Below are 23,583 nucleotides of genomic sequence, written 5' to 3'. Positions count from 1 at the left end.
ATGAGTTACTCGATTTGTCCTGTTGGCGTCTCGACCGCAGCGGCTAATTCAAGCGGTCTTCTTTTCTGATGTCCTCATCAATGCCTTTAGCTCATGTATCGACACATTGGTGAGAAATGCGGGCTAGGCGGGTCACCGCGATTTTTCGATAAGCTGCATGTAGAGTTGTTGGTAGCGTCGTATGATAACTTCCGGACTGAACTCTCGCGTCACTTTCTGATAACCCATCTCACCCAAGCGCCGCCTAAGCGTCGATATCGGTACTCCGTCCTGCTTTCAGTGATACTGAACACGGCTGGCAGGTAGCTGCCAGTGAAAGCGGGACATGCGCCCGCGGATTACGAATATGCAGCGCCGAACACGTGATGTTCACTAACTCAGCTTCGAATCCGCGGGTGCGCTTGAGTTCGTGAACGAACACTCAGGGTTTGCCGTCGCATCGGCTCACTATACCGCCTTCGTAGAGCGCAAGCACGCACGTCCCTTCCGCCTATGCGTGCTTCACATACACGGTCGACGCCATGTGCATCGCAACGCTCAAGGTTTATCGCGATCTTATCGCAAAGCGTCCAGATACCGATTGATCGCGTTCGCCCACTGCAGCTCGCCACGCGCGCGCTGAGAGGCCGCCGCCCCGAGGCGGTGCCTCAACGCGCTGTCGCCCAACAGGCGCTCGATCTGCCGCCAAACATCGGCTTGATCGGTCGCATGACAAAGCAATCCCGTTTGCCCATCTTGCACCGCATCGGACGCACCCCCGTCGCGTCCAGCGAGCGCGGGAACGCCGTACCAACCCGCCTCGACAAAAGCGATGCCGAAGCCTTCGACGGAGTCGCCTTCGCGCCGGGTCGGCATCACGAACACATCGGCCGAGGCAAACAAGGCCGCCTTCATCTCGCCGTCGACAGGTCCGGTGAAACGGATGCTTTGCATGACGGCTTTTTCAGCGGCGATCTGATCAAGTCGCGCGCGATCATCGCCGCCGCTGGCGACCACGAACACGGCATTCGGATAGATCTTCAGAATGTCCGGCATGGTGCGGATCACCATATCGACGCCCTTGCGCGGTTCGAGCCGCGCCAAGGTCAGCAGCACTGGGCCGCGCCCTGCGATGATATCGCGAACCTTCGTCAGCGCTGCTTCGCCGGGCGCGAGCTGCGGACCGATTGGCGGATTGATCACGCGCAAGCGCCGGTCGCCGTCGCTGAGATACGGCCTCGCCAGGGACGCTGTGTAAGCCGAATTCGCGATGAGTGTGTGCGCCTTCGCCAACGCGTTTACGATGCGCGCCCTCTTGCTTGCCGACGGCGCAGCGGGAAACTCCATGCCGTGCGCAAGCACGGCAATCGGTGCCGATAATGTCGGAAGCAGTTCGACGCTCTTCCACGAGTCGGCGAACAAGCCTTTCACATTCTGCGCGCGAACGGCGTTGGCAACTGCATAAGCCTTAAGCTGCCGCCGCAACGGCTTGAACCCGCCGAAGCGCTTCACAGCGTACGGCGCAGGGTCCGCCGCGTCCGTGTGCGCACGATCGGCGTAAACGGCAACCGCTTCATCGCTGCCGTGGACCGCGTCCGCAAGCCCGCCCATCAGCATTTCGATGCCGCCGCGGTCGGGCGGAAAGCATTGCGTCGTGATGAGGATCATGGGGCCTTGGCGCGCTCGTTGAGAGCGTCAGCGCTCGCCGCCGTCTGAACGGGCCGTTGCGGCGCCTCGAGCATGCGTGCGATGCGGGCAAAGCGCGAATAGGCACCGATCATCGACGACTGAAACCCCATCAACCCGTCGGTGAAATGCCGCCGCAGCACATAGTATTTCAGAAACGTCGCCGAAACCGGCGGCATAGGGGGAGCGCGGGTAGAAGGGGGTGCTCTCGCGCTGCGGGACCTCCTGCACCTTGCCGTACAACTCGGCGGTCGAGGCCTGAGAAGCGTACTTGGATGATCCAGCCCGAGCACCCGGATCGCCTCCAGGAGCCGGAGCGCGTCGGCGTTGGCCGTGTACTCGGGAGTCTCGAAGGACACCGCCACATGGCTCTGCGCGGCCAGGTTGTAGATCTCGTCCGGCTGCACCTGCTGGATGAAGCGCAGGGCGGGCGCGTGGGGGTCCTGGTACAGGTGATCGATGCGATGGGTGTGGAACAGCGACACCCGGCGCTTGACGCCGTGAACAGTGTACCCCTTGCCCAGCAAAAACTCCGACAGATAGGCGCCTTCTTGGCCGGTCACCCCCGTGATCAACGCCTTTTTCATCCTCCCTCCCCGCTCAATGGTCGCCCCGATGTTTCCACACCACATCGTCCAGGGTCGGAATTATAGGAACTCCAACCCCGGCCGCGTCAACTTGCGATGCACCGAGCCCCCTCATGGGGCTAAGACGATCTCTTGACAAAGGACCGCCGGTAGGCTACTTGGACAGCCCGAAATTCTCGGCGTAACTGCCGAAGAGTCTTAGCTCAGGGAGGGGCCGCCACAAGAGGGCAAAGCGGGGTGTCACCGCATCCTCGGTTTGAGAGGACTCAGACTCGCCGATAGGCACGGTGTTAGCGAACCGGCCGCTCTTGTGGACAATGCGCCTGTGGCGCACCGGGGCGCTTGGCGTGCGGTTGTCAGCACGCGTAGCGCCGAATGTCCGGTTCAAGGCGTGGGGCGACTGTCGTATCGTAGAATGCCCCTACCTTCACGGCTCCGGTTATCATCTGCCTGATTACCGAAGGTATCGCTTGCAAGCGGCCTTACCTGGATTGGTGCATCCGCAAGCACCGCAGGGGCACGCAACATGTTCCTCTTTCAAGACGTGGCCAATCACCTTCCGGCACATTATCGTAGTCTGTCTCTTATACTTCTTTAGGCGAGCTTGTCTGTTCCAGGGGAAGCATTTCCGCAAGCAGGGTTTCGGGCGCAATGTCCTGTTCGTTTGGCCACGTCACCGCGCCAAACAGGATGCTAACCTGATTGAAGTAATGCACATTTCTGAGTTCACGGAAGACGCCTCGATCGAGATAGGGCTTCAGATCAAATATACCCTTGCGCCCATCCTCGATTTCCACGTAGATTCGGTAGTTGGGTAAGGGTTTGGCAGTCTTGACATCCCAATACATGGCAACCTCACAGGGGGGCAATCTTGTAGGGGGATTCACCACCGACAGCCAACTCCCAATCGGCCATCAGCTCATCGTGGTGAAGCTCTACCCACGCCTGCGCCAGCCGCAATTGCTTGCGGGGCAACTCTCCTGCCAGTATCTCGCCGTCTGCAATGCCGATGGAAGCTTCACATTACGCATACTTGGCATGAATGTACGGCAGATTGTGATGATGTTTGTCGACGAGATACATGCGGATAATGATCCCATAAAACATTGAGATGATGGGCATGGCTCTGTAAAAATCGTGTTCTGTCCCGCATGGCACTTACTTAAGGCGGGAGTCCAAGATTTCCGTCATTCCCGCGGAGGCGGGAATCCAGGAAGGTATACGAATGACTGGATTCCGGCTCGCCGCTTCGCGCCGGCCGGAATGACGGTTTTGCCGGATTTTCTCTTAAGTAAGTGCCATTCTGGTCTGTCCATGGTCTGTCCCTTAATACCCCGCTTTTGTGAACCGCCCGATGCGGACCCGCACGCCGTGGTGGTGTGGGAGGAAGGTTTAGCAGCCCTGATTAGCCAGCAACATAACGATCGAGTGGTTCTGACGCATACTCTACGATCTCCCCGAGGACTTCGGTCGCCGGTCGGCCTGCAAGATCCTGACAGAGCTTCTCCAACGGTTCGTGCAGGAACAAACCGATCCTGGGATTTACTAGGCACACCTTAACCACCCCGATCGTCTTTCCCGCGAAGTCCAGAGCGCTGTAGATCAGCAGTTGGCGGAGATCGAGTGTGCGAAAACGTCGCTCGCCAGCCTTGACCTCGAACAAGGTTCCCTCCGCGAATACATCACCGGCGCAGCTGTCAATCCACCCGCAGCCTTGGTAGCGCGGGAACGGTTGCAAGGTTGACGTCGTGGCCCGATCGAAGAACTCCACCAGCCGCTGAGCCAGCACACGTGCCTCATGCACTCCCTCGCTCTTAGGTGGAGGCACCGCCGTGCGGCCGTGTTCTCTTAGCGCCCGAATATGGCGCAGGCCATCTTGGATGCACGAATCAGCGACTCTCTTCGGAACCGAGCGAACGCTGCGGTTGAAGCGAAGCGATGCAACGAACAGTCGAAAGCCCACCTCGTTTACTACTCCGCGGGTCTCAGGCGGCAGGTTCGATACCAGTGGCGGCGCGAAGCGTCCGAGAGAACGGTTTCGTGTTCTCACGTATTCCTCGGCCATCGGCAGAAGCTGGTGCCAGAACGCCGTGTGCGAGGCCGCAAACTGCTTTTCCGAAATCACAGAGGTACGTCCCAACTCTTGCCGCTATTCTTGGTGCCGACCCACTGCATGAAGCCTCGATCGACCTGCGACAGCTCATCGCGCACGCGCTCGCGCCAATGCCTGCCCTCATCCCCCAAGACGTATGACGCTGGGAGCAGCGCCCGTCTCTCCCAGGGTATCAGCACAGAAAACCGCTTGATCAGATCCGAGAGCCAATAGTCTGCCCGCCGGGCTGTCATGGCCAGGACGATGTCCCTCTTGACCATCATGTCCGTCCTTGTCCGGCCGTGCAGGTCGACGAAGATAGCGTCCGTTTCCTCCGACCGATCGTGGGCCATGAGGCGAACGGCATAGGCGAGATTCGTGGGCACGAGGGTAATGTGGGAGTCCCTTCGAACCAAGCTGCGAAGAGCATCGAACAGCTCGCGCCGTGCACCATCAGAAAGGTCAGCCAACACCCCCTTCAGAAGGATCGCGACCGTTGGGAACACCGGATACAGAATTTCAAAGTTCCGTAGGAGCGACACCACGGCGCCATCCCTGACATCTCGACCCATGAAGCGAAGGGACTTGACAAGTTGACGCACGAGAACTTCGTCAATGCGGCTCTTACGAAGTTCCCGGGCCAGCATCCTCGTTACGTCGAACTTCTCGATATCAGCGGCGAGACGCCCGTAGTCTTCCTCAGCGGTCGGCGAATACGGATCGAACCTGAGTCGCAGCCGGAGAAAGCCGCGAGCTTCGGACTCCTCTTCCGAGTCTGCAGCCGCTGGCTCGGCAAACGGCGACGAGCGCAAGAATTCGGCGCGGGTCATGAACCGTGTTTTCGACCTCGAAAGTGTAAGGCCCTCGTTCGCGAGCAAACTTTCGGACAAGAACACGAGGTGCGCCTGCGCCTTCTCTCGCGACATCGCGAACAGACAATAGTCATCCACGAACCGGCAGAATCGAATCTGCTGGGCGAGTAGGAGCCGGTCCACGCGATTCAGAAGGAGGTCGGCGAGGATACGAGCGGCATGCCCACCAACTGGTAGACCGTAGGAGGTTCCGGAGGACAGACGCTCCAATATCTCCATGATTCGGCGAACGACTTCTGTGTTGGTGGTCGCCTGCCTCAGCGCGTTCTCAAGTCGATGGTGGTAGACGCGCGGGTAGAAATCGGAGATGTCGGTAGACACCACAACGTCCGCCGACTCAGCTACCGCGATGGCGCTCGTGTGGAACTGCCTCCACCCGAGGTCCGGATCGAATAGAGTGCTCTTCTCTTCGCTTGGGTTATATCGATAGGAGAAGACCACATTGCGATCCGGTGGGACCCTGGCATCCTCGATGTCCGGCGCTATCTCGATCACCAACGAAAGAAGGTAGGCGTTCCAGAGGGGATCGATTTGGGTCGCCGCGCGGAACCCCGCGTACCCTACCCCAGCCAGCAGCTTGACGAAAACGACAGGGTAATCTCTCAACCATGAGTCGAAATCTCGGTCCATGGAGCCAAGGAGCGCGACGACACCGTCCTCGTCATCGTGGAACCAGTGATTCTCTAACGGAAAGGGAAAGACATCTGTGTCACCGTGGCGGGCGATGATCCGCACGGCGAACCGAAGGCTACGCTCGGTGACGGCCATTCAGAGGTTCGCCTGGCCGACTATTGATTAGATGATTTCCAGATATCATCCTGCGCATTGATATCACAGCGCCTGTCTAGTGACAATAAGCCCTTGTTTTGACGAGCATCTTCCACCTGGATAACATCCCTATTAACACATAGCTGTCTATGCGGGCTAGTTGTTATGTCGTAGCCATACCAACAAGACGCTGATGGCGGTGCGTGCTTCCTGCGGATCGTTACAAGTAACGCTCGGAGAGCAGCGCGTAGATCGCGCTCCACATGCGCACTCCGTCCATTGCATCGGGCGCCACATCGACGTGCACCAGGCCGCGGGGGAGGAAGATCTGGCTCTGTCCCGCGGGGAGGGCCGCGGCCAAGGCCACGCTCTCGCTGTAGGGAATCATCGAATCGTCGAGGCCGTGGACGAAAATGAATCGGGTCTCGATTCCCGAGAGATCGTGCACGGCGAGATTAAGTTGCTCGAGATCCCGGCGTAACGCCGGAGGAAACCGGCTCAGCAGACGCGCGCTGCGCGCGGGGTCCCGGTTCACGATGAAATCGTAGACTTGGCGGGCCTCGGTACTGAGAGAGGCCAGGAGATCATTGACCTCCGCCTCGGGATTTTCTAATTTCCGCCGCGCCAGCTTGCCGAGGAGATAGCGTTCGCGGGCATTTTCGAGACGCGAGGCGTTGCTGAGCGCGTAGACCCATTTCCCGTATTCATGAGGCTTATTCCTTAACGAAAGGCCATAAGCGTCATAGTGACCGGTCGTGAAATAGGTCAGTATGCGCGGCAGATCGAAATAGCCGCCGACGGAAACAAGAAACCGTACCCGCCGCGACAAGGAGGAGTCGAGCAAGGCCAAAAGCGCGGGTCCGACGGCGACACTCGTTGTCAGGATACCCGCACGGCCCGCGGGCGTCAGCTCTTTCCGGGAGCGCAGATAGGTGACGGCGTCGGCCACGTCGCGGCGGCTTTCGGGTAGCAGCTTTAGCTCGCGCAAGGCGACGATGTCGGGTACCAACACCGCGAAGCGCGCACGTGCCAGGGTGGTCGCAAAGTGGATGGCGCGCGCATCCTCCTTGCCCTCGGCGGCCGCACCGGGGACGAAAACTATCCCCGCGAGCACCGGATCGGCCGTGCGGTAGAGATCCGCCCGATAGTGACGTTCCTCAACCGCGAAGGTGAGAGGTGTGCGCAGTGCGACAGGACGGATGTCGATCGCCGCCGCCGGTGGTTGGTGAACGAGATCGAGGAGGGTCAGCAAGGCCTCGTAACCCTGGCAGAGATTACGCGCGTAGACCACGGCCAATGCGATGGCCGATCCCAGGAGGACCCCGAGGAGCCAGCGGCGCGCTGAGCTTGCGCTCATGGAGGACGATGTCCCCGGCGCGTGAGCCGCACGGCGCCGCATTTCCAGCACGCCGGCTCGGTCGGTGTTGCGCGGGTGATCATGGTCTCGCTTCGACCGGTGATGGGTTAGTATAAGGAGCTAAAATCACGACGGAGCGATTATGAGCGTTGCGACCGCCGATCTCTACGATCAACACGAACACCGGGTCCAGGTGCTAGAGCCCATGTTGTCCGACTATGGGGGCAAGCGACGGTTTTCCGGCCCCATCGCGACCGTCAAGGTCTTAGAGGACAATAGTCTGGTACGCGCGGCGCTCGAGGAGCCCGGCACCGGCAAGGTGTTGGTCGTCGATGGCGGCGGATCGCTCCGCTGCGCGCTGGTCGGCGACAAGCTGGCGGAGCTGGCAAGCCGGAACGGCTGGGCCGGGCTCGTGGTCTATGGGTGCATACGCGATGCCGCTGCCATCGCGACGATCCCGATCGGGATCAAGGCGGTGAACACCAATCCGCGCAAGAGCGTCAAGCAGGGCGCTGGGGATCGCGACATCCCGGTGCAGTTCGCGGGGGTCACCTTCGCCCCGGGCTGGTTTCTGTATGCCGACGAAGACGGGGTCTTGATCTCGGAACAATCCCTGGCGTGATCCATGAAATTTAAAGTCGCCTGTATCCAGAACTGCGCCGACGACGATGAGGCCGAAAACATCGCGATGGCGACGGAGCTGGTGCGCTCGGCGCGCCAGGCGGGTGCCGATCTCATCTGCTTGCCGGAGAATTTTTCCTTGATCCAAGTCAACGATGCCCGCTTGCTGGCACAAGCCCATACGGAAGAATCGCACCCCGCGATGCCGCACTTCAGGGATTTGGCGCGCGAACTCGGCGCCTGGATCTTGATGGGCTCCTTGGCGATCAAGCTCCCCTCGGGGAAGATCAGCAACCGCTTGTATTTGCTCGATGATAGCGGGCGCGTCGTCGCCGCATACAATAAGCTTCATCTCTTTGATGTGAATCTTAAGTCGGGGGAAAGCTACCGGGAATCCGCCACCGTCGAGCCCGGGGATCGGGCCGTGGTGGCACCCACGCCGTGGGGCGGGATCGGGCTGTCGGTGTGTTACGATTTGCGTTTCGCGCACCTCTACCGGGCGCTTGCCCAAGCAGGGGCACGGTATCTCGCGATCCCCGCGGCCTTTACGCGCACCACCGGGCAGGCGCACTGGCACGTGCTGCAACGGGCCCGCGCTATAGAGACCGGGAGTTATGTCTTCGCACCGGGTCAGTGCGGTATCCGGCGCAGCGGCCGGGCCACCTACGGGCATTCGTTGATCGTGGACCCCTGGGGGCGGATACTAGCCGACGGCGGTGACGAATCTGGATTTGTCATTGCCGAGGTTGACTTCGCGAAGGTCGAGGAGGCCAGGCGGATGATCCCGGCGTTGCAGCATGACCGTGGCTTTACCGGTCCGGAACCGGATGCGCTTTAAGGTTTGGCGCATCGTTAAGCAGAGGTTAAGCAGCTCTCGGTAAACTTGCGTTGGTGATGACGAATGGACATAGGTTGGCCAGCCCGCTAACCCGGGTGCGCGCTATGTTGAAAGTTCATTTTCCGCGGTCGCGATGCGGGGGCGCCGTGAGCGCGGTGTTGCTCGGCTGCCTGATCGCCCTGCCTCAGGCAGCGAGCGCGGAACACGAGGGACGCAATCGGGAGCGGTTCCGTGGCGGTGGCGAGCGATCTCGGATCGACCCGGACGAGGCGGCATCCATCGCCCGCCAAAAGTCTGGGGGGCGGGTGCTCGGGGTGCGGCCGGGGCGTAATCGCCACAGTGTCAAGGTGCTGTCTCCCGACGGCCGTGTGTACGAGATAAAAGTCGATCCGCGCACCGGCGACGTACGCTAAGGGTTGCAATCAAGTTCTTCCGATGCGATTGCTCTTAGTCGAAGACGAGCGGATCTTGAGCGATCAGGTGGCGGAGCGGCTGCGCGTCGAGGGCTACGCCGTCGATATCGCGCGCGATGGTCAAGAAGCGTTGTATATGGGCGGCGAGTTTCCCATCGATGCGGCGCTCGTTGACCTCGGTCTCCCGAAGTTATCCGGTATCGATGTGATCCGGCGCTGGCGGGCCGCCGGCCGCACCTTTCCCATCTTGATACTCACGGCGCGAGGGCGCTGGCAAGAAAAGGTGGAAGGCCTGGATACGGGGGCGGACGACTATCTGGTTAAGCCGTTCCAATTCGAAGAGCTGCTCGCGCGCTTGCAGGCCCTAATCCGCCGCTCCAAGGGGTGGGCCACGCCGTTTCTGGAGTGCGGCCCGGTCGCATTGAACACGGCGAGTCAATCCGTGCAGGTCGACGGTGCGCCTGTAGAGCTCACGGCCTTCGAATATAAAGTCTTGGAGTACCTGATGTTGCACGCGGGCGAGGTGATCTCCAAGTCCGAGCTTAGCGATCACATCTACGAGGAGGAGTCAGACCGCGACAGCAACGTGCTCGAGGTGCTGGTGGCGCGGTTGCGCAAGAAGCTCGACCCCGACCGGGTGCTGCAGCCCATCGAGACCTTGCGCGGCCGCGGTTACAGATTCAACCTTGAACCGAGCAGGCGGGCTCTCGCTTAATACCCGGCTCCTGATTGCCGCGAGCGTCGTGCTCGCGGCCTTCCTGGGACTCACCGGACTGACCTTGGATGGGGCTTTTCGGGAGAGCGCGCTGGCCGCCGTCCGCGAGCAACTGAAGGTTCAGATCTACTCCCTGCTTGCCGCCGCCGAGCTCGATGACAGCGATAAATTGGCTGTTCCCAAGCGGCTTCCGGAGGTCCGCCTCGACACCCCGGGTTCGGGCTTGTATGCCCAGGTGAATGACGCCGCGGGGGACGTGGTCTGGCGTTCCCGCTCGATACTCGGGTTGAGCTTGCCGTTTGCAGCCATCTACCGCACCGGGGAGCCAGCGTTCCATGAGCTGGCGAGCTCGGAGGGAGCGCGATTCTTTTCTCTGGGTCTCGGCGTGGTCTGGGAAGCCACTCCGCGGAAGCGTTACGGCTATACGTTCTACGTTGCCGAGAGCACGGAGCGGTTCAATGCCCTGGTGGGCGGTTTCCGGCGCAGTCTCTGGGCTTGGCTGCTCGGGGCCGCGCTCGTGCTCCTCGGCGTTCAAGGTTTCATCTGGCGCTGGGGACTCGCGCCGCTGCGCCGCGTCGCCTTGGAGGTAGCGGAGATCGAGGCCGGGCGCAGGGACGAGCTCAGCTCCGCCTACCCGAGGGAACTGCGGCTTCTAACGGAGAGCTTGAATACCTTCTTAAGGAATCGCAGCGCTCACCTCGAGCGCTACCGCAATGCATTGGCCGATCTGGCCCATAGTCTAAAGACGCCGCTCGCGGTCATTCGCGGCGCCGTGGAGGAACGCGAGAGGGGGAAAGGATTTCAGGAGACGCTGCAAGAACAAGTCGAGAGAATCAACAAGGCCGTGGATTACCAACTTCAGCGCGCCGCGGCCTCGGGACGGACGGTGCTCGCGGCGCCCGTGGCGGTCGCACCGCTGGTGCACAAGCTCCAGCAGTCATTCGCCAAGGTATACGCCGGAAAGGCGCTGCGTTTCGATTTCTCTTTGGATTCCACGACCGTGTTCCATGGGGATGAAAGCGATCTCTTGGAGGTGCTCGGAAATCTCCTGGACAACGCCTGTAAGTGGGCGCGGCGGGAAGTGGCGCTGCGTGTTACGGTAAACGGCGAGCGGCCGGGGTTGGTGCTGGAAGTAGAGGATGACGGACCGGGGATCCCGGAGAATCTATACGCACTCATCAGCCAGCGCGGGGTACGCGGCGACCAGACGGTCGCTGGCCACGGCATCGGGCTCGCCGTGGTGCGGGAGATCGTGGAGCAGGTCTACGGAGGCACGCTGGAGTTCAGCCGTGCCGAACGCGGCGGGGCGCTAGTGCGTGTACGGCTGTAGATTCGCTACTTTAGCTAGCCTGAAAAATAAATCCGTCCCCTTTTCACTTCGATGCGCACCCGGCACACCGATCGGCCCGCCGCGCCCAGATGGCAGCGACGGGCCGATCGGATCGGGGTTTGCTAACGGGTCACGCACACCGCCCAGGCCGCGATGTTCCATGGCTGGGGCGGCAACCGCGCCCCGCCGCCGAGGTACACCCTCGACGTCGACGGGAAGAAGTACTCGATGTTTGACAGGCCCTGGTTGTCGCCCTTGGTGAAGCCGGCGCCGAGCGCCTGCTCGCCCGACGGGCACGCGACGGACGTCCTCTGCACCTGCGCGAAGCTGAAGTCGTTGCCGTCGATCGCCACATGCCAACCCAGCGGCGCCTTCGCGCACACGGCGTAGGCCCAGACCTCGAAGTCGGTTTGGTACCCGGGGTAGGCGATGCCTTCGACGAACACGTAGGCGCCCTGCTGATTGGGTCGGATCTGCCGCAGCGAAACGCGACCCTCGTTGACGCCGCCGGAGATCGAGCCGCCCGTGCCGATCACCTTCGTGCCGCTCGGGCAGGACACCTGCGACTTGCGGACGAACGGCTGGGTGCTGCTCAGCTCGTCGCTACCCCTGGAGACGATCCGCAGGCCCTCCATCGGATCGCCGCAGACGGCGTACGCCACGAGATACCAGTCATCCGCGTAGCCAAACCCAATCGCCAACTCGACCGCGGCGGCGTGGTAGCGGTCGACAAAGCCGCCCGACGTGAGCGTACTCGTGGGCCGCGCGGAATTGACGAAGACCTTCCCGTTCGTGCTCCCGCCCAGCACCCGCACGACCCGGGCGCCGCCGCCCAACACCCGCTTGCCGTCCGGGCAGACCGCGGTTGCGTGCTTCCGCGCTTCCGAAAGCCTCGTGGCCGACACGCCGGTGTAGATCTGCACACCGGTGGCCGTGTCCGCCGTACTCGCGTTCGAGGCCATCGCCACTGTCGTCAGCTGTGCTCCGATCAACGCCGTCACCAGCCCCGCGAATGCGGCCCACCGGGCCAGTCTTGTGTTGCTCATTCTGCTTGATGCCGGACCTGCTAGCACACCGTTCGCCGTCCGCGCTACAGACGCGCCAACCGCACCGCCGAGCAGTACTACTGCTGCACCAACATTTCTAAACATATTCGCTTTCATGATAGACTCCTTACCGTTAGCAATTGCTAACAATTAACTTCATAACAAGAATGCTGAAGTAGTCCTTCGATGGACTGTTCAGCGTGGAAAGCAAAAGTGCGTCTTTTGCTTTCCCCTTTTGTTTTTCAATCGTTGCCGGATTGAAAAACGCGGTTACCTCCCTGTGCCGCTTGCAGGCTGCCGCAAACCAGCGCGGTTTTCGACAGCCTGTCAATTTCGTCGATATCCCACGTTTCCTGGCCTTGTCCCTGACCACCGCGAGAGCCATGTCCTTTCACCTGCTTGCCGTTATTCGGTGTCCACCCGGTGTAGCTCTTGGTTCAACCGGTCTGCGGCTACGGAACGAATGGTCTCGTTTACATCAGAAAGCGCCTCTTGAAGCAGGGCGATCCCCTGATCCTGTGATTTCGCATTCTCGACGGCCATGATCCGAACCTCGGCATCGGGGTCCCGAAGGGCCCGCCATAAATGCCCCATCACCTCGGGCCCTCCGCGCATGGCCAGAGCCTGCACGCCATAAGCCCGCACGCTGGCGTCCTCATCTGTCAGCGCTGCATCTAGAGCCGTAACGACAGCGCCGTCCTCGTCGCCTGTTCCGCTATCCGTGAGGGCCGCGATGGCTTGACGACGCATCTCCGGATCTTCGTCGCGGCTCATCGCGATCAAATCGTCGATCAACTCTTTATCCATTGGCGGTTCCGCGGCGGCTGCAACCTTATCTGCGCGACCCGTTCCCACGTGCGCCTGGTTGCTGTCAACGCCGGCGTTGTTCGGGGGCGCACTCTGTTGTCCCCAACCTCCGCCTTGCACCTTTCCAAGTACCCACACCTCCTTCGGGAGGGAGGAAGAAGAATATGCCGTGCCGTCGTAACGAAACATGAAGTCGGCCTCGGGACCAAATAAGCGCTCTATGGCTTGCCTTACTGGAAGGTTCGCGAAGGACACGGTCACCAATCCCGTGAACGGCAAGGAGTGGTGAAACCGGATCCCGGTCTGTTCTGTAATCTCGTTTAGCACTTGCATCCATGTTCCCGCCTTTGCCTCAACACTGAGCAGACCATCTCGAAAGCTAACGTTCACCCTCGTGGCATTAGGACGGTCGGACCTGAGCGTCGCGGAAAGGTGGTCGTGAGAACCCTCCGTCGCTGCTTCTGCCGCCAGCCAGGTGGCGAGGATCGCCGGGACTGTAAGGCGAAGGAGCCGAGCTTTAGCTAGTGTCATTCTCTTCATGCTTAGTGCCCATCGCATCGCGTTGATAACAACTCTCTCGTCGCATGCCAGGGAATTCGATTCCCCTTGAATCTATATTTCCCACGCCGCCGGAAAAGGTTCATTTCTGAGAGCCACCGTGTGGACGGACCAGCGGTTACAACTCTAGGAGGAAATAGGAACCATGAATATCCCAAAGATACGTTTGCACATCCCGTATGCTTGGAAGCTTGAACAGAGTAGATGAAACGTTATAGAGGAGACCTATCCGTACCCCGGGGAGTAATAAGCTTGCGCTGGTCGGACATCGCGCGTGCCATGTCCAGCTATTGATAGTAGAACGCGATGAAGGCGTGGTAGCTGACCAGGATCAAAAGCACGACGGCCAACGAGACATGCACGAGCATCCAGCCGGTCAGGAACCACCTGTGGCGTATCTTTACGACCTCGTGATTGAGCAACCCCACCGCTACGTTGCTCAGGTACACGCTGCTCAAGAGCAAGAGATAGGCATGCCCGAGGCTGTGCGAATGTACGTAGAAGACCAGCGGCGCCAGCGCCCCCCAGGTCTTATGCTGGCTGAGCCTTGCCCGTGCCGCTTCAGCGCGCCCCTTGAGCCGCAGGCGGGAGAGATACCACTGGTGCGCGAGGTAGCTCAAGAGCAGCAGTCCCGTGAGCTGCTTGAAGGTCTCTCCCGTTTGCAGGGTCACGAGCCAGGCCCATTTGAGGTTGAAGAAGTCCTGGACCAAGTACGCGGCGAGCAGGAGAAACCCAAGGTAGGAATAGGCTCTTAGAGGTTTGGTCTTGACGGACGGTTGCATATCAGCCCCCGAACGGTGGCGCGGCAATCTGGGCCTCCGCTACCCGCCGGGCCTCTGGCTCGGACTTGGCGCTCGGTTCGAGGGCCTCGTGGATGGCGGCCAGTGTCTCGTGCGAGGCGCGTTTGGCCGCTTCCGCCAGGAAGACTTCCACAGCAGGCAGGTAATAACCCTCGCGCGGCCAGCGCTCGCCGATGGCGGGCGGTGCCGAGAAAGTCTTTGCCTTGTCCAAATAGGCGCTGTAGGCCTCGCGAAAGCCTTGGCGCAGTGCGCGGAGGATCTGCATGAGCTCCTCGAGCGTCACTTCCGATGCCGGATACATCCAGGTCGTCGCGCCCATCACCTCATTGAGCCGCCAGTCGTTCTTGGGGCTCTGCGGGTGCTCGTTGTGACACTTGATGCACGCCTCGACCACAGCGGTATCGGAAAACATGGCGCTATGCATCCGGGTGCTAGGCTCGAAGAAGAATTCCGGCTCGCCCGTCGCCCTGATCCGCTGAAACTTTTCCATCTGTAGGCCAGCGAAGCGGTTCGCCTCCCGAATCGGAAAGTCTGAGCCCAGGAATAGGCTGAGTTGAACTGGATGTTTTTCCAAGCTCTTGGCGGTCTCGCGTAAAAACAGGGCGGGCAGCGGACCGGCCTCGACGCCCGCCTCCCGCCAGTCTTCGTCGAACCTGAGCCCTACCTTCTTGCCCGCGGCGACGATCTCCTGCGTCCACAGCGCGCGGACAACGTCGTTCTCCGCCTCGACGATCGCAAACACGCGCCCGACAGGGACGATCGCACCGGCGGCCTTGGCTTCAGGGAGGGGCGGCGGCGCGCTCACGAAGAGATAGGCGATGAGCGCGATGAGGATCAGTACGTATACGATAAAGGATCGGTTAGCGGCGCTTGGCATGATCGCTCTCGGCCGGGTGATGAAGCGCTTTGGGATATGGGGACGGGCCCCCGCTGAAATAGACGCGTAGCTGCGCTTGCGGCCAGACCTCCTCGACCCGTGTCTTGGTTTTCATCAGATGATTGCCGTGGAAATCGTGGCAGCCTAGACAGGTCTCCCAGCGATCCTCGGCGATCAAACGTTCGTGCGGGATATCGATCGGATCGCGCTTGAGCGTCGTCTCCTTGTGGCAGGTGCTACAGTAGCCGGTATCAGTCAAGGTCACGCGCTGGCCCCGGTGCTCCAGATGACAAGAAACGCATAGCTGCGGCTCGATCTGCTCGCGGGCCTTGGCGAAGCGCGGCTCCAGGAATCGATACACCGGATGCCGATCGTTCGGGCGCTCATGGCAGCCGAGGCACACCGCATTGCTCACATCCTGGTGGCCGAAATCGACCGGCGTTTCGCGCCAGCCCAGCCAATACTTCACCGTCGCCTGGAGCTGCTGACGCGTCGTGCCCGGTGCCGGAACGTGGCAGGACTCGCACCGGAAATTCTCATGCCCGGTGTTCATCGGCCCGAGGGCGTGGAGCTGCTCCTGGCTGGGCCATAAGAACACGGCGAGACAGACTAGGCCCACGGCGATGCCGATGGCATAGCCCAGGTTCTGGCGGCGACGAGTTGGATCCTTGGGTTGCATGATTCGCTGTGCAGCCGCAATCTGTCGTTCTCTGCGCTCGTTGTCGTCGGATCGCGTTCACGAAGTACGTGTCGTTTTTATAACGAATACCTGGCGACAAGCTCGCGACCCGCCCGGGTAATAAACCCATCGGCGCAGATGAGACCGAGCTCCTGGCAGGCGAGGAAGAGCATCCCGGGCATACCCTTGGGCAAATACACGGTCCCATCGCCGTAGCGGTAGGCGAGAACCCGGACCAGCTCCCTCTCGCCTGGGCTTGACATCTGATGATTCGGGTAAGTGTTCATGGGGCTACCTCCTCCAAGTGACGGTTGCGGTCATGCTTCATGCCCATCGCATCGCGTTGAGAACAACTCCCTCTCGTCGCATGCTAGGGAATTCGATCCCCCTTGAATCTATATTTCCCGCGCCGCCGGAAAAGGTTCATTTCTGAGAGCCACCGTGCGGGCGGACCAGCGCTTACGCCTCTAGGCGGAGATAACAGCGATGAACATCCCACGGATCCGTTTGCACATCCCGTATGCTTGGTAGGTTGCCAGAGTAGAGGAAAGGTTATAGCCCAACGCGCAGGCTGAGAGTGCGCCCGGCTGCCCCGCCCGCCACAAAAATCTGCCAAATACGATGTCAATCGCGGGGCAGGATTGAACCTTCGTCATCCTGGTGGGGAAATACGTACGTGGATACAAAACCTAAACATCCCTCGCTACGGCAAGGTGGCAAAGCATCGTGCTAACGTTCCGAAGCCCAGCGAGCGGATTCACACGTAGACACACAACCGTTCTTAAAACAGCACCGACACAATGAGAAGTCCAATGAAGATCTTGTTTATCACATCGGCGCATAACAGCCTAAGCCAGCGGTTATTGATCGAGTTGACTAAACGCGGGCATGTCGTGCCGGTTTGTGTAGGAACCAGCGACAACGCGATGCGCAAGGCCGTAGCGGAGCACGCGCCGGAATTAATCGTAGCGCCCATGCTCAAGATCGCCGTGCCGAGAGACATCTGGTCGAAGCATACGTGTTTGATAGTCCATCCGGGGATTAAAGGCGATCGCGGACCGTCGTCCTTGGATTGGGCCATCGCGACTGGCGAGCCGTACTGGGGCGTTACCGTGCTCGAGGCAGCCGAGGAAATGGATGCCGGACCGATCTGGTCTTCACACACCTTCCCGGTACCCAAGGGAGGCGTCGCCAAAAGCACGCTTTATCGCAATGAAGTGACCGAGGCAGCGGTGCGCGGGGTGCTGGAGGCGGTGGCCAAGTTTGCATCGAAAGACTCCGTGCCCGAGTCCCTGAATTACAGCCATCCCGATGTGAGGGGACGTCTGCGACCAATGATGCGCCAGACTGATCGGATGATCGATTGGTGTTGTGATTCGACCGAAACCGTAATGCGGAAAATCCGAGCGGCGGACAGCGCGCCGGGCGTACTCGATACGCTATTTGACGCGAACTATTTTCTCTATGGCGCGCACGAGGAGGAACGCCTCAGCGGGGCACCCGGGGAGATCCTAGCGCAACGGCACGGCGCGATCTGCCGAGGTACGTACGATGGCGCTGTTTGGATTACCCACCTGAAGGCCAAAGCGCATGGGCCTTACGCCGGACTCAAGCTCCCGGCGGCTAAAGTGCTTGGCGATCACGTGAAAAACGTACCGGAGTCGACGGTATCGATAGTTCCTCCCGCGGAGCAGGCGACTTTTCGCGAGATCTACTACACCGAGCAGAACCAGGTCGGCTATCTCTACTTCGATTTTTACAATGGAGCGATGGACACCGACCAGTGCTACCGGTTAAGAGATGCGTACCTCTTTGCACGCTCGCGTCCGACCCAAATCATCGTTCTGATGGGTGGGCGTGACTTCTGGTCCAACGGGATCCATCTCAACGTTATCGAGGCCGCGGACGATCCCGCCGCGGAATCCTGGCGCAACATCAATGCGATCGATGACGTGATCTATGAGATCTTGAACACTCTGTCGCATGTGGTGATCGCCTCACTCAGCGGGAATGCCGGGGCGGGGGGCGCGATGTTGGCGCTTGCCGCCGACTATGTCTGGGCGCGCGAAGGCGTCGTGCTAAATCCCCATTATAAGGGCATGGGCGGGCTCTATGGCTCGGAATACTGGACCTATAGCTTGCCCAAGCGGGTGGGGTGGCACCGGGCTATCGAGCTGACCGAAGCCTGTTTGCCGATGGGAACAAAGACCGCGAAAGAGATGGGATTTATCGATGCCGTCACCGACGGCAACGTGGAGGAATTCGAACGGGCGGTGAGAAACCGCGCCGGCGCCATCGCCGGTAAGCAGTGGGATTTCCTTCGGGGCAAGCACCGACAACGCTTGGCAGACGAGCGGCGCAAACCTCTCGCCGTTTACCGTGCCGAAGAGCTCACAAAAATGCGAGTGAATTTCTATGGCGACGATCCCGCTTATCACCAGGCGCGCCGGCGGTTCGTGTATAAAGGCGCAATGCCGCCGAAAGCGGTGATTAAACCCGTTACGCTTAGCTTTCCGGATTACCGAATGTCAGCGAGCGGATAAAAGGAGTTGCTCACGCGCCGGCCTTTGACCCGAATCATTAAAAACCTTTCGTCCGGTGGTCGGCAAGCCACCTTGACCGGCCGGACGGTTGGGACGGCGCTTACCAGCTCACTCGCTGGTCAAACTCATACTCGAGAAGAAAGGGGAGGAAAGGGGCCACCTATTAGCGGCCCTGCACGGGGAGGTGCTCACCGGACGCATCTCGGGCGGCTCTCTGCCACGTTCCGAAGTCGAGCGGAGGTACTTGCGCCCGGGTTTTGGAAGTTGAGTTTGCCAACCCCGAAGAGCGGACTTACGCGTTGCTCGCGGTCGCAGAATCTCGACTGATGCTACATCACAAGCCTACGGAACAAGCGGCCTGAGGCAATTTACCTATCGTGTCGCTCTCTACTGAAGCGTGAACAGATTACGTTGGACCCTAAGGGCTCTTTAGAACCTTTAAGAGTAAGCGTGGGTCCGCAGCGGCTAACAGCTCGGACGCTGCATTAGTTTTGCTAATGCGCTACACGCATCGACCATCCTGCTCTCATTCGCGGAAGCGGATCCGGCTGCGGTCAATAAACCGACTATCTCCGCAGGTTTCAGACGGGGTTGTTTTTCCAATAGCAAGGCGATGACACCACTCACGTGCGCGGTCGCCACGGAGCTTCCCGACAAGAAATCATATCCGTCCTGCGGAGCGGTGGTCAGGATCTCGAAACCGGGAGCGGCGAGGATATCCTTGTTCGCTCGCCGCTGAGGGGGAGGCATGCGTCCTTTATCATCGCTTGCGCCCACCGCGATGACGTTCTCCATGGACGCGGGGAATCCCGGACCGGGTGCTTGCGGTTCTGCCACCGCCGCCACCACGACTATTCCGCGGCCCGTGGCGGCTTCAATGAGTCGCCCCAACAGTCGGTCGACGGGCCCAGTGAGGCTTAAGTTTACGACCTGGGCGCTGGTGGCTATCGCAAAGTCGATGGCCTTGGCCAGGGTCCAACTGCTGCAGACCGCCTGCGTGTCACCCGCAGGATACCAGCACGCCTTCACTGCGAGGATTTGCGCTTCGGGGGCGATGCCGAAGATCCCTATGTCGTTATCGGCCCTGGCCGCGATGATTCCGGCGACGGCGGTGCCGTGCAGATCCCGCGCAAACGACTGCTCGCCATTTTCAACGAAGTTCGCCACCTGCATGATCTGCCCGCGCAGATCGGGATGACCCTTGTCTACGCCGGTGTCCACGATAGCGATCCTGACCCCGCGGCCGGTGCTCACACCGTGCGCGGTATCGGCGCGAATGAACTCGGCTCCGTGTTGCATGGGCGCATAGGGATCTGTATGCCCCAGCCCCGCGAAGACTTGGTTGAGCTGTACCGACTCCACGCGCCGATCGGCGGCCAGTTGGCCGAGCACGGCATCCAGTGGTTTCCCCGAGGGGACCTCAAACACGATGCACTGCACGCGGATGGAAGAAAGCGGGAATTCCCCGACCAGCGTCAGGCCGTAGTTCGCGCCCAGTTCACGCGTGAAGAGCGGCCAGTGCGACTCGGCTTCTGCCGCCAGGGTGACGATGAGCTGCCGTTCTCGCAGTTGTTTGGGTGCGACTTCGGCAGCGGTCTGTGACATCAACCCTGCCCGGCCCGCACAACCGACCATCAACGCAAACCCCAACAGCCACAGACCGTTGCGAGCGCGCACGCTTCTTCACCGCGTTGCTGTGGCGGCGCGCTCCGCAAACCGCACCTTGGGATGGGCGCGCAGCTCGGCGAGCACCTGTGCCAGCTGCGAGGGCGAGTGCTTTGGCAGCGCCACGACGTAGACCCCCAGCGAGTTGGGACCTTGCACGATGCTGGCGTGCATGGCGAGCAACAGCGAGCGGATCTCTTTTTCTTTTGTGTCCTCGCTGAGGGCGAGCTGCACTCGGGGGGCATCAGTGGGATCCGCTTTTGTTGGGGATGAAAGCGTTTGATAGTACTCAGGCTGATTATAGGGCATGAGCACAATCAGGGCTCCTGCGAGCAAGACCACGGCCACTGTCTGCATGGCTAGCATCCAGCGCATCTCCGCGGGGCTTTGCCTGATGGATCGGACAAACCGGTTAAACCTATCGCGCCAAGCCATGCCCAGTCTTTGCGCCGACGAAGAAGCGTTGACCTCTTCCATCAGGCTATCGAAGTGGCTGGGAGAAGGAACCCACTCTGGATCGTCCATGGTTTGCACGCTGTGAGCGATGTCTCGACACCACTGCAACTCTTTTTGGCAGCGAGGGCAGACCGCAAGGTGCGCTTCCACTTCGATGGCTTCCCGTGGATCTAAGCTTCCGTTGGCATACCACGGTAAGATCTCGATGATGTGGCGATGGGGATCGTTCCCTAAGGCCGATGTGGTTTCGTTGCTCATGCCTTCACCTTCGTTCGGTCAAGATTTCAGCCAGCCGCCGGCGCGCGTGAAACATCCGTGTTTTGATGGTATTAACCGGAGCCCCCACGATCTCCGCGATCTCCTGGTAGGGGAGCCCATGGAAGAAAGTGAGTTCGATCACGGCGCGATGCTCGGCAGATAAAGCCGCGATCGCTTTGGCGAGCGTTCGGCGCTGGTCGTGGCGGTCCAGATCCTGTTCCGGCGTTTCGTGATCCGACACGTCGTTCGAGACATTCTCTTCGCAACTCGGCTTAAGTTCGCCATCGGGCCCAGCGCTATGTCGCGAGGCGCGCTGAAGGGCCTTGAGACCTTTCTTGTGCGCAATGCCAAAGAGCCAGCTCGACAAACGACAACTGGAATCAAAGCGCCCGGCATTGAGCCACAAGGTCAACATGACATCGTTTAGCGCCTCTTCGATAAGCTCGCGGTTCTTCAGCAGCCTCAAAAGATACCGTCCTAGCATCGGCGCGTAACGGCGGTAGAGCACCTCAAAGGCTTGGCGGTCCCGCGCGGCCACGCGCGCCATCAAGGCGCCATCCGATTCTGCGCCGGGAAAGTCGCAGTCCGTCACCTTGGGGTACTTACCTGCCAGGCCCGAGTTATTCTTGCATGCTACTAAAATCATGAGCTATTCTCCAGCCTCGAAACCATGCACCCAGAAACCTCATGCCGCGAAGTTCTGTTTGAGCTTCTCCCCAGTATTTCCCGATTTCGCACGAAAGGTTCAAACCATCGGGTGTTTTCACGGAAATGTTAAATAGGCACGATGCGAGAGCGCGCATTGCGCTGAAGCTTTCTGGTTGACAGAATACCTGCCGAACCACTAGGGAAAGCGAAAATGGGAGCAGGGCAAAAAGGCCTTAGCGGCGTTGCTTGGTTCTTCTGCCTAACGCTGGCCGCTATGGCGGTTATGGTATCTAGCCCATGCCATGGGGAGAGATCTCTCATTGATGCGTTAAGCACCGGCCAGTTCGATCTCTTTTTGCGCTACCGGTTTGAACACGTAGACGATGGCAAACCCGGCATCGAAGACGCGTATGCCAACACCTTAAGAACGGCGCTCGCTTACAATACCGGGAGTTTTTATGGCTTGGGAGTGTACCTGCAGCTAGAAGACGTACGCGCCCTGGGGAGGGAGTCGTTTAACGACGGAGGTGCAAACGGCGTTACCGATCACGCGCTGGTGGTGGATCCGGAAGGCACGGAGATCAATCAGGCCAATATTCGCTACGAGGGCCTGCCAAAGACCGTCTTACGTCTGGGGCGTCAGGAGATCACCCACCGAGAAGCGCCCCTGCATCGCTTCGTGGGGAACGTGCTTTGGCGGCAAAACTGGCAGTCCTTTGACGCCTTCCGGATCCTGAACCTCAGCATTCCCCACACCGCCCTGGACTATAATTATGTGTGGAACGTCAACACCATCTTCGGAGAGGATAACCCCTTGCCCGATCGCAGCGACTTCCCCATGGACAGCCATTTGTTGCGGGCCGAATATACGGGTCTCGCGTTAGGAAAGCTTGAGGCGTACGCGTACCTGCTCGATTTCGATGGCCGCGTCTCGGAGCGCTTTTCCACGGCCACCTTCGGCCTGCGTTTGCAAGGAGATCAAGGTTTAACGCCAAAGGCTACGCTGACCTATGCCGGCGAATTCGCCCATCAGTCCGATTACGCTGAGAATTCAAACGACATCGATGTCAATTACTATCTCGGCGAGGTGGGCGTCAGCTACAACCTCGGCCGGCCACTGCAAACCGTCGCCTTGAATGTTGGCTACGAGGTGTTGGAAGGTGACGGCGGGATCGCCGCGTTTCAAACGCCTTTGGGCACCAATCACGCCTTCCAGGGGTGGGCGGATCGCTTTTTGACCACGCCGGGTGATGGTATCCAAGACTTCTTTGTCACGCTGAAGCTAAACGCCTTTGGAGCGACTCTGATCGCGGTTTATCACGATTTTAACGCCGATAGGGAGGGGTACGATTACGGGCGCGAATGGGATGTCGTGTTAGAGCGGCCGATCGGCAGGGGTTTTCTGGCCGGCGTCAAGTACTCCCACTATGAGGCGGATCGCAATGCTATCAATGTGCTTCGCAACAGCGCCGATGGACAGGCGTTTGATTTATCTAAGACCTGGGCCTACCTGCAGTTACGATTTTAGCTCTGGATTTGATAGTGAACATGATTGCGCCAATTGATGGTCTTCGGCGTATTAAAAAGGGCGAGCCAGCGCCGTCTTCATCCCCGAGGTCTTGGTAGGCATGGGTCCTCTTCGATCGAGGGGTCGAGGGAGCCAAAGCAGTGAACAAACGTCACGGCCCCGAAGCGGGCCTCAGCCGGTGCCCCTCGACAGCGGGCCTCGAGCCTCGAGACGTATATGATTTTTAAAACGCCCTTTTTCCTCAAAAGTGATGTACTGCTGAACCTGCGGGGTGACGAGCAAACGTCGTAAAACTCACCCCCTGCTCGTGGCGATAAGCTTCCTGTATCAAACCACTTTTGCGCCACCCCTCAAGATGGCGCTTCCAAAACTCTACCGATTCCCTGCGCTTCATCCTCATCTCCGCCTCCACAATTACCGCTCACAGAGTCTGAGCGCATTTCAATTACCGTAGTACATG

General features: G+C 60.0%; 23 protein-coding genes and 2 pseudogenes. 7 read left to right on the top strand and 18 right to left on the bottom strand.

Annotation, left to right across the window (positions count from 1 at the left end; translation table 11 throughout):
* Positions 1-555: 555 nt before the first annotated feature.
* The 8 genes and pseudogenes from M3436_10320 to M3436_10285 form a co-directional block, all read right to left on the bottom strand.
* Complete coding sequence (locus M3436_10320) at positions 556-1,647, bottom strand: glycosyltransferase family 4 protein (protein ID MDQ3564507.1); 1,092 nt, start codon at positions 1,645-1,647, stop codon at positions 556-558.
* 192 nt (positions 1,648-1,839) lie between these two features.
* Positions 1,840-2,252: pseudogene (locus tag M3436_10315) on the bottom strand (GDP-mannose 4,6-dehydratase).
* A gap of 154 nt (positions 2,253-2,406) precedes the next feature.
* Positions 2,407-2,496 (bottom strand): TonB-dependent receptor, encoded by a 90-nt coding sequence (locus M3436_10310; protein MDQ3564506.1) that lies wholly within the window; start codon positions 2,494-2,496, stop codon positions 2,407-2,409.
* 340 nt (positions 2,497-2,836) lie between these two features.
* Positions 2,837-3,100, bottom strand: coding sequence for a DUF2442 domain-containing protein (locus M3436_10305; protein ID MDQ3564505.1), 264 nt, complete (start codon positions 3,098-3,100; stop codon positions 2,837-2,839).
* A 7-nt stretch (positions 3,101-3,107) separates the two neighbouring features.
* Positions 3,108-3,374: pseudogene (locus M3436_10300) on the bottom strand (DUF4160 domain-containing protein).
* 283 nt (positions 3,375-3,657) lie between these two features.
* Positions 3,658-4,392 (bottom strand): hypothetical protein, encoded by a 735-nt coding sequence (locus M3436_10295; GenBank protein MDQ3564504.1) that lies wholly within the window; start codon positions 4,390-4,392, stop codon positions 3,658-3,660.
* Positions 4,374-5,984 (bottom strand): RNA-directed DNA polymerase, encoded by a 1,611-nt coding sequence (locus M3436_10290; protein ID MDQ3564503.1) that lies wholly within the window; start codon positions 5,982-5,984, stop codon positions 4,374-4,376. Before M3436_10290 ends, M3436_10295 begins: the two co-directional genes overlap by 19 nt.
* Before the next feature lie 220 nt (positions 5,985-6,204).
* The gene (locus M3436_10285; protein MDQ3564502.1) at positions 6,205-7,341 is read right to left on the bottom strand and encodes an alpha/beta hydrolase; all 1,137 of its coding nucleotides are present in this window, start codon (positions 7,339-7,341) and stop codon (positions 6,205-6,207) included.
* Between the two features lie 142 nt (positions 7,342-7,483).
* Here M3436_10285 and rraA point away from each other — a divergent pair, with 142 nt between their 5' ends.
* The 5 genes from rraA to M3436_10260 all read left to right on the top strand — a co-directional run bounded on the left by rraA (position 7,484) and on the right by M3436_10260 (position 11,258).
* Complete coding sequence (gene rraA / locus M3436_10280; protein MDQ3564501.1) at positions 7,484-7,963, top strand: ribonuclease E activity regulator RraA; 480 nt, start codon at positions 7,484-7,486, stop codon at positions 7,961-7,963.
* Between the two features lie 3 nt (positions 7,964-7,966).
* Positions 7,967-8,800, top strand: a complete 834-nt coding sequence (locus M3436_10275) for a carbon-nitrogen hydrolase family protein (GenBank protein ID MDQ3564500.1) — start codon at positions 7,967-7,969, stop codon at positions 8,798-8,800.
* Between the two features lie 146 nt (positions 8,801-8,946).
* Positions 8,947-9,213, top strand: coding sequence for a hypothetical protein (locus tag M3436_10270; GenBank protein ID MDQ3564499.1), 267 nt, complete (start codon positions 8,947-8,949; stop codon positions 9,211-9,213).
* Between the two features lie 22 nt (positions 9,214-9,235).
* Positions 9,236-9,928, top strand: a complete 693-nt coding sequence (locus tag M3436_10265) for a response regulator transcription factor (protein MDQ3564498.1) — start codon at positions 9,236-9,238, stop codon at positions 9,926-9,928.
* Positions 9,900-11,258 carry an ATP-binding protein gene (locus M3436_10260; GenBank protein ID MDQ3564497.1) on the top strand — a complete coding sequence of 453 codons (1,359 nt, stop codon included), beginning with the start codon at positions 9,900-9,902 and terminating at the stop codon, positions 11,256-11,258. Before M3436_10265 ends, M3436_10260 begins: the two co-directional genes overlap by 29 nt.
* A gap of 122 nt (positions 11,259-11,380) precedes the next feature.
* Here the strand turns inward: M3436_10260 and M3436_10255 are convergent, their stop codons facing one another.
* From M3436_10255 to M3436_10225, 7 genes are all read right to left on the bottom strand, one after another.
* Entirely contained in the window at positions 11,381-12,304 is a 924-nt protein-coding gene (locus M3436_10255) for a hypothetical protein (protein MDQ3564496.1), read from the bottom strand.
* A gap of 133 nt (positions 12,305-12,437) precedes the next feature.
* A complete protein-coding gene (locus M3436_10250; GenBank protein MDQ3564495.1) occupies positions 12,438-12,689 on the bottom strand; it encodes a hypothetical protein in 252 nt (83 codons plus the stop codon).
* Positions 12,690-12,709: 20 nt separating this feature from the next.
* A complete protein-coding gene (locus M3436_10245; protein ID MDQ3564494.1) occupies positions 12,710-13,444 on the bottom strand; it encodes a HEAT repeat domain-containing protein in 735 nt (244 codons plus the stop codon).
* Positions 13,445-13,956: 512 nt separating this feature from the next.
* Positions 13,957-14,451 (bottom strand): hypothetical protein, encoded by a 495-nt coding sequence (locus tag M3436_10240; protein ID MDQ3564493.1) that lies wholly within the window; start codon positions 14,449-14,451, stop codon positions 13,957-13,959.
* 1 nt (position 14,452) lies between these two features.
* On the bottom strand, positions 14,453-15,346 hold the full coding sequence (locus M3436_10235; GenBank protein ID MDQ3564492.1) for a DUF3365 domain-containing protein: 894 nt from the start codon (positions 15,344-15,346) through the stop codon (positions 14,453-14,455).
* Positions 15,330-16,025, bottom strand: coding sequence for a cytochrome c3 family protein (locus tag M3436_10230; GenBank protein MDQ3564491.1), 696 nt, complete (start codon positions 16,023-16,025; stop codon positions 15,330-15,332). The genes M3436_10235 and M3436_10230 overlap by 17 nt, the downstream gene beginning before the upstream one ends.
* A 77-nt stretch (positions 16,026-16,102) precedes the next feature.
* Positions 16,103-16,312, bottom strand: coding sequence for a hypothetical protein (locus M3436_10225; protein MDQ3564490.1), 210 nt, complete (start codon positions 16,310-16,312; stop codon positions 16,103-16,105).
* Positions 16,313-16,837: 525 nt separating this feature from the next.
* On the opposite strand from M3436_10225, the gene M3436_10220 reads away from it, so the two are divergent.
* On the top strand, positions 16,838-18,568 hold the full coding sequence (locus M3436_10220) for a hydrogenase maturation protein (protein ID MDQ3564489.1): 1,731 nt from the start codon (positions 16,838-16,840) through the stop codon (positions 18,566-18,568).
* Between the two features lie 465 nt (positions 18,569-19,033).
* On the opposite strand, the gene M3436_10215 is transcribed toward M3436_10220, so the two are convergent.
* The 3 genes from M3436_10215 to M3436_10205 are packed head-to-tail and all read right to left on the bottom strand — an operon-like array spanning position 19,034 to position 21,593.
* Positions 19,034-20,245: a S8 family serine peptidase gene (locus tag M3436_10215; GenBank protein ID MDQ3564488.1), complete on the bottom strand. Its 1,212-nt coding sequence runs from the start codon at positions 20,243-20,245 to the stop codon at positions 19,034-19,036.
* 6 nt (positions 20,246-20,251) lie between these two features.
* The gene (locus tag M3436_10210; GenBank protein MDQ3564487.1) at positions 20,252-20,947 is read right to left on the bottom strand and encodes a zf-HC2 domain-containing protein; all 696 of its coding nucleotides are present in this window, start codon (positions 20,945-20,947) and stop codon (positions 20,252-20,254) included.
* Positions 20,948-20,951: 4 nt separating this feature from the next.
* Entirely contained in the window at positions 20,952-21,593 is a 642-nt protein-coding gene (locus tag M3436_10205) for a sigma-70 family RNA polymerase sigma factor (GenBank protein ID MDQ3564486.1), read from the bottom strand.
* Between the two features lie 213 nt (positions 21,594-21,806).
* Between M3436_10205 and M3436_10200 the strand changes: the two genes are divergently transcribed.
* A complete protein-coding gene (locus tag M3436_10200) occupies positions 21,807-23,123 on the top strand; it encodes an alginate export family protein (GenBank protein MDQ3564485.1) in 1,317 nt (438 codons plus the stop codon).
* The last annotated feature ends 460 nt before the right edge of the window (positions 23,124-23,583 follow it).

This window comes from Pseudomonadota bacterium (assembly GCA_030859565.1).
In the GTDB taxonomy this organism is placed as follows: Bacteria; Pseudomonadota; Gammaproteobacteria; order JACCXJ01; family JACCXJ01; genus USCg-Taylor.
The sequence above is the reverse complement of the archived record's forward strand: the minus strand, read 5'-3'. Positions and strand labels throughout refer to the sequence as shown.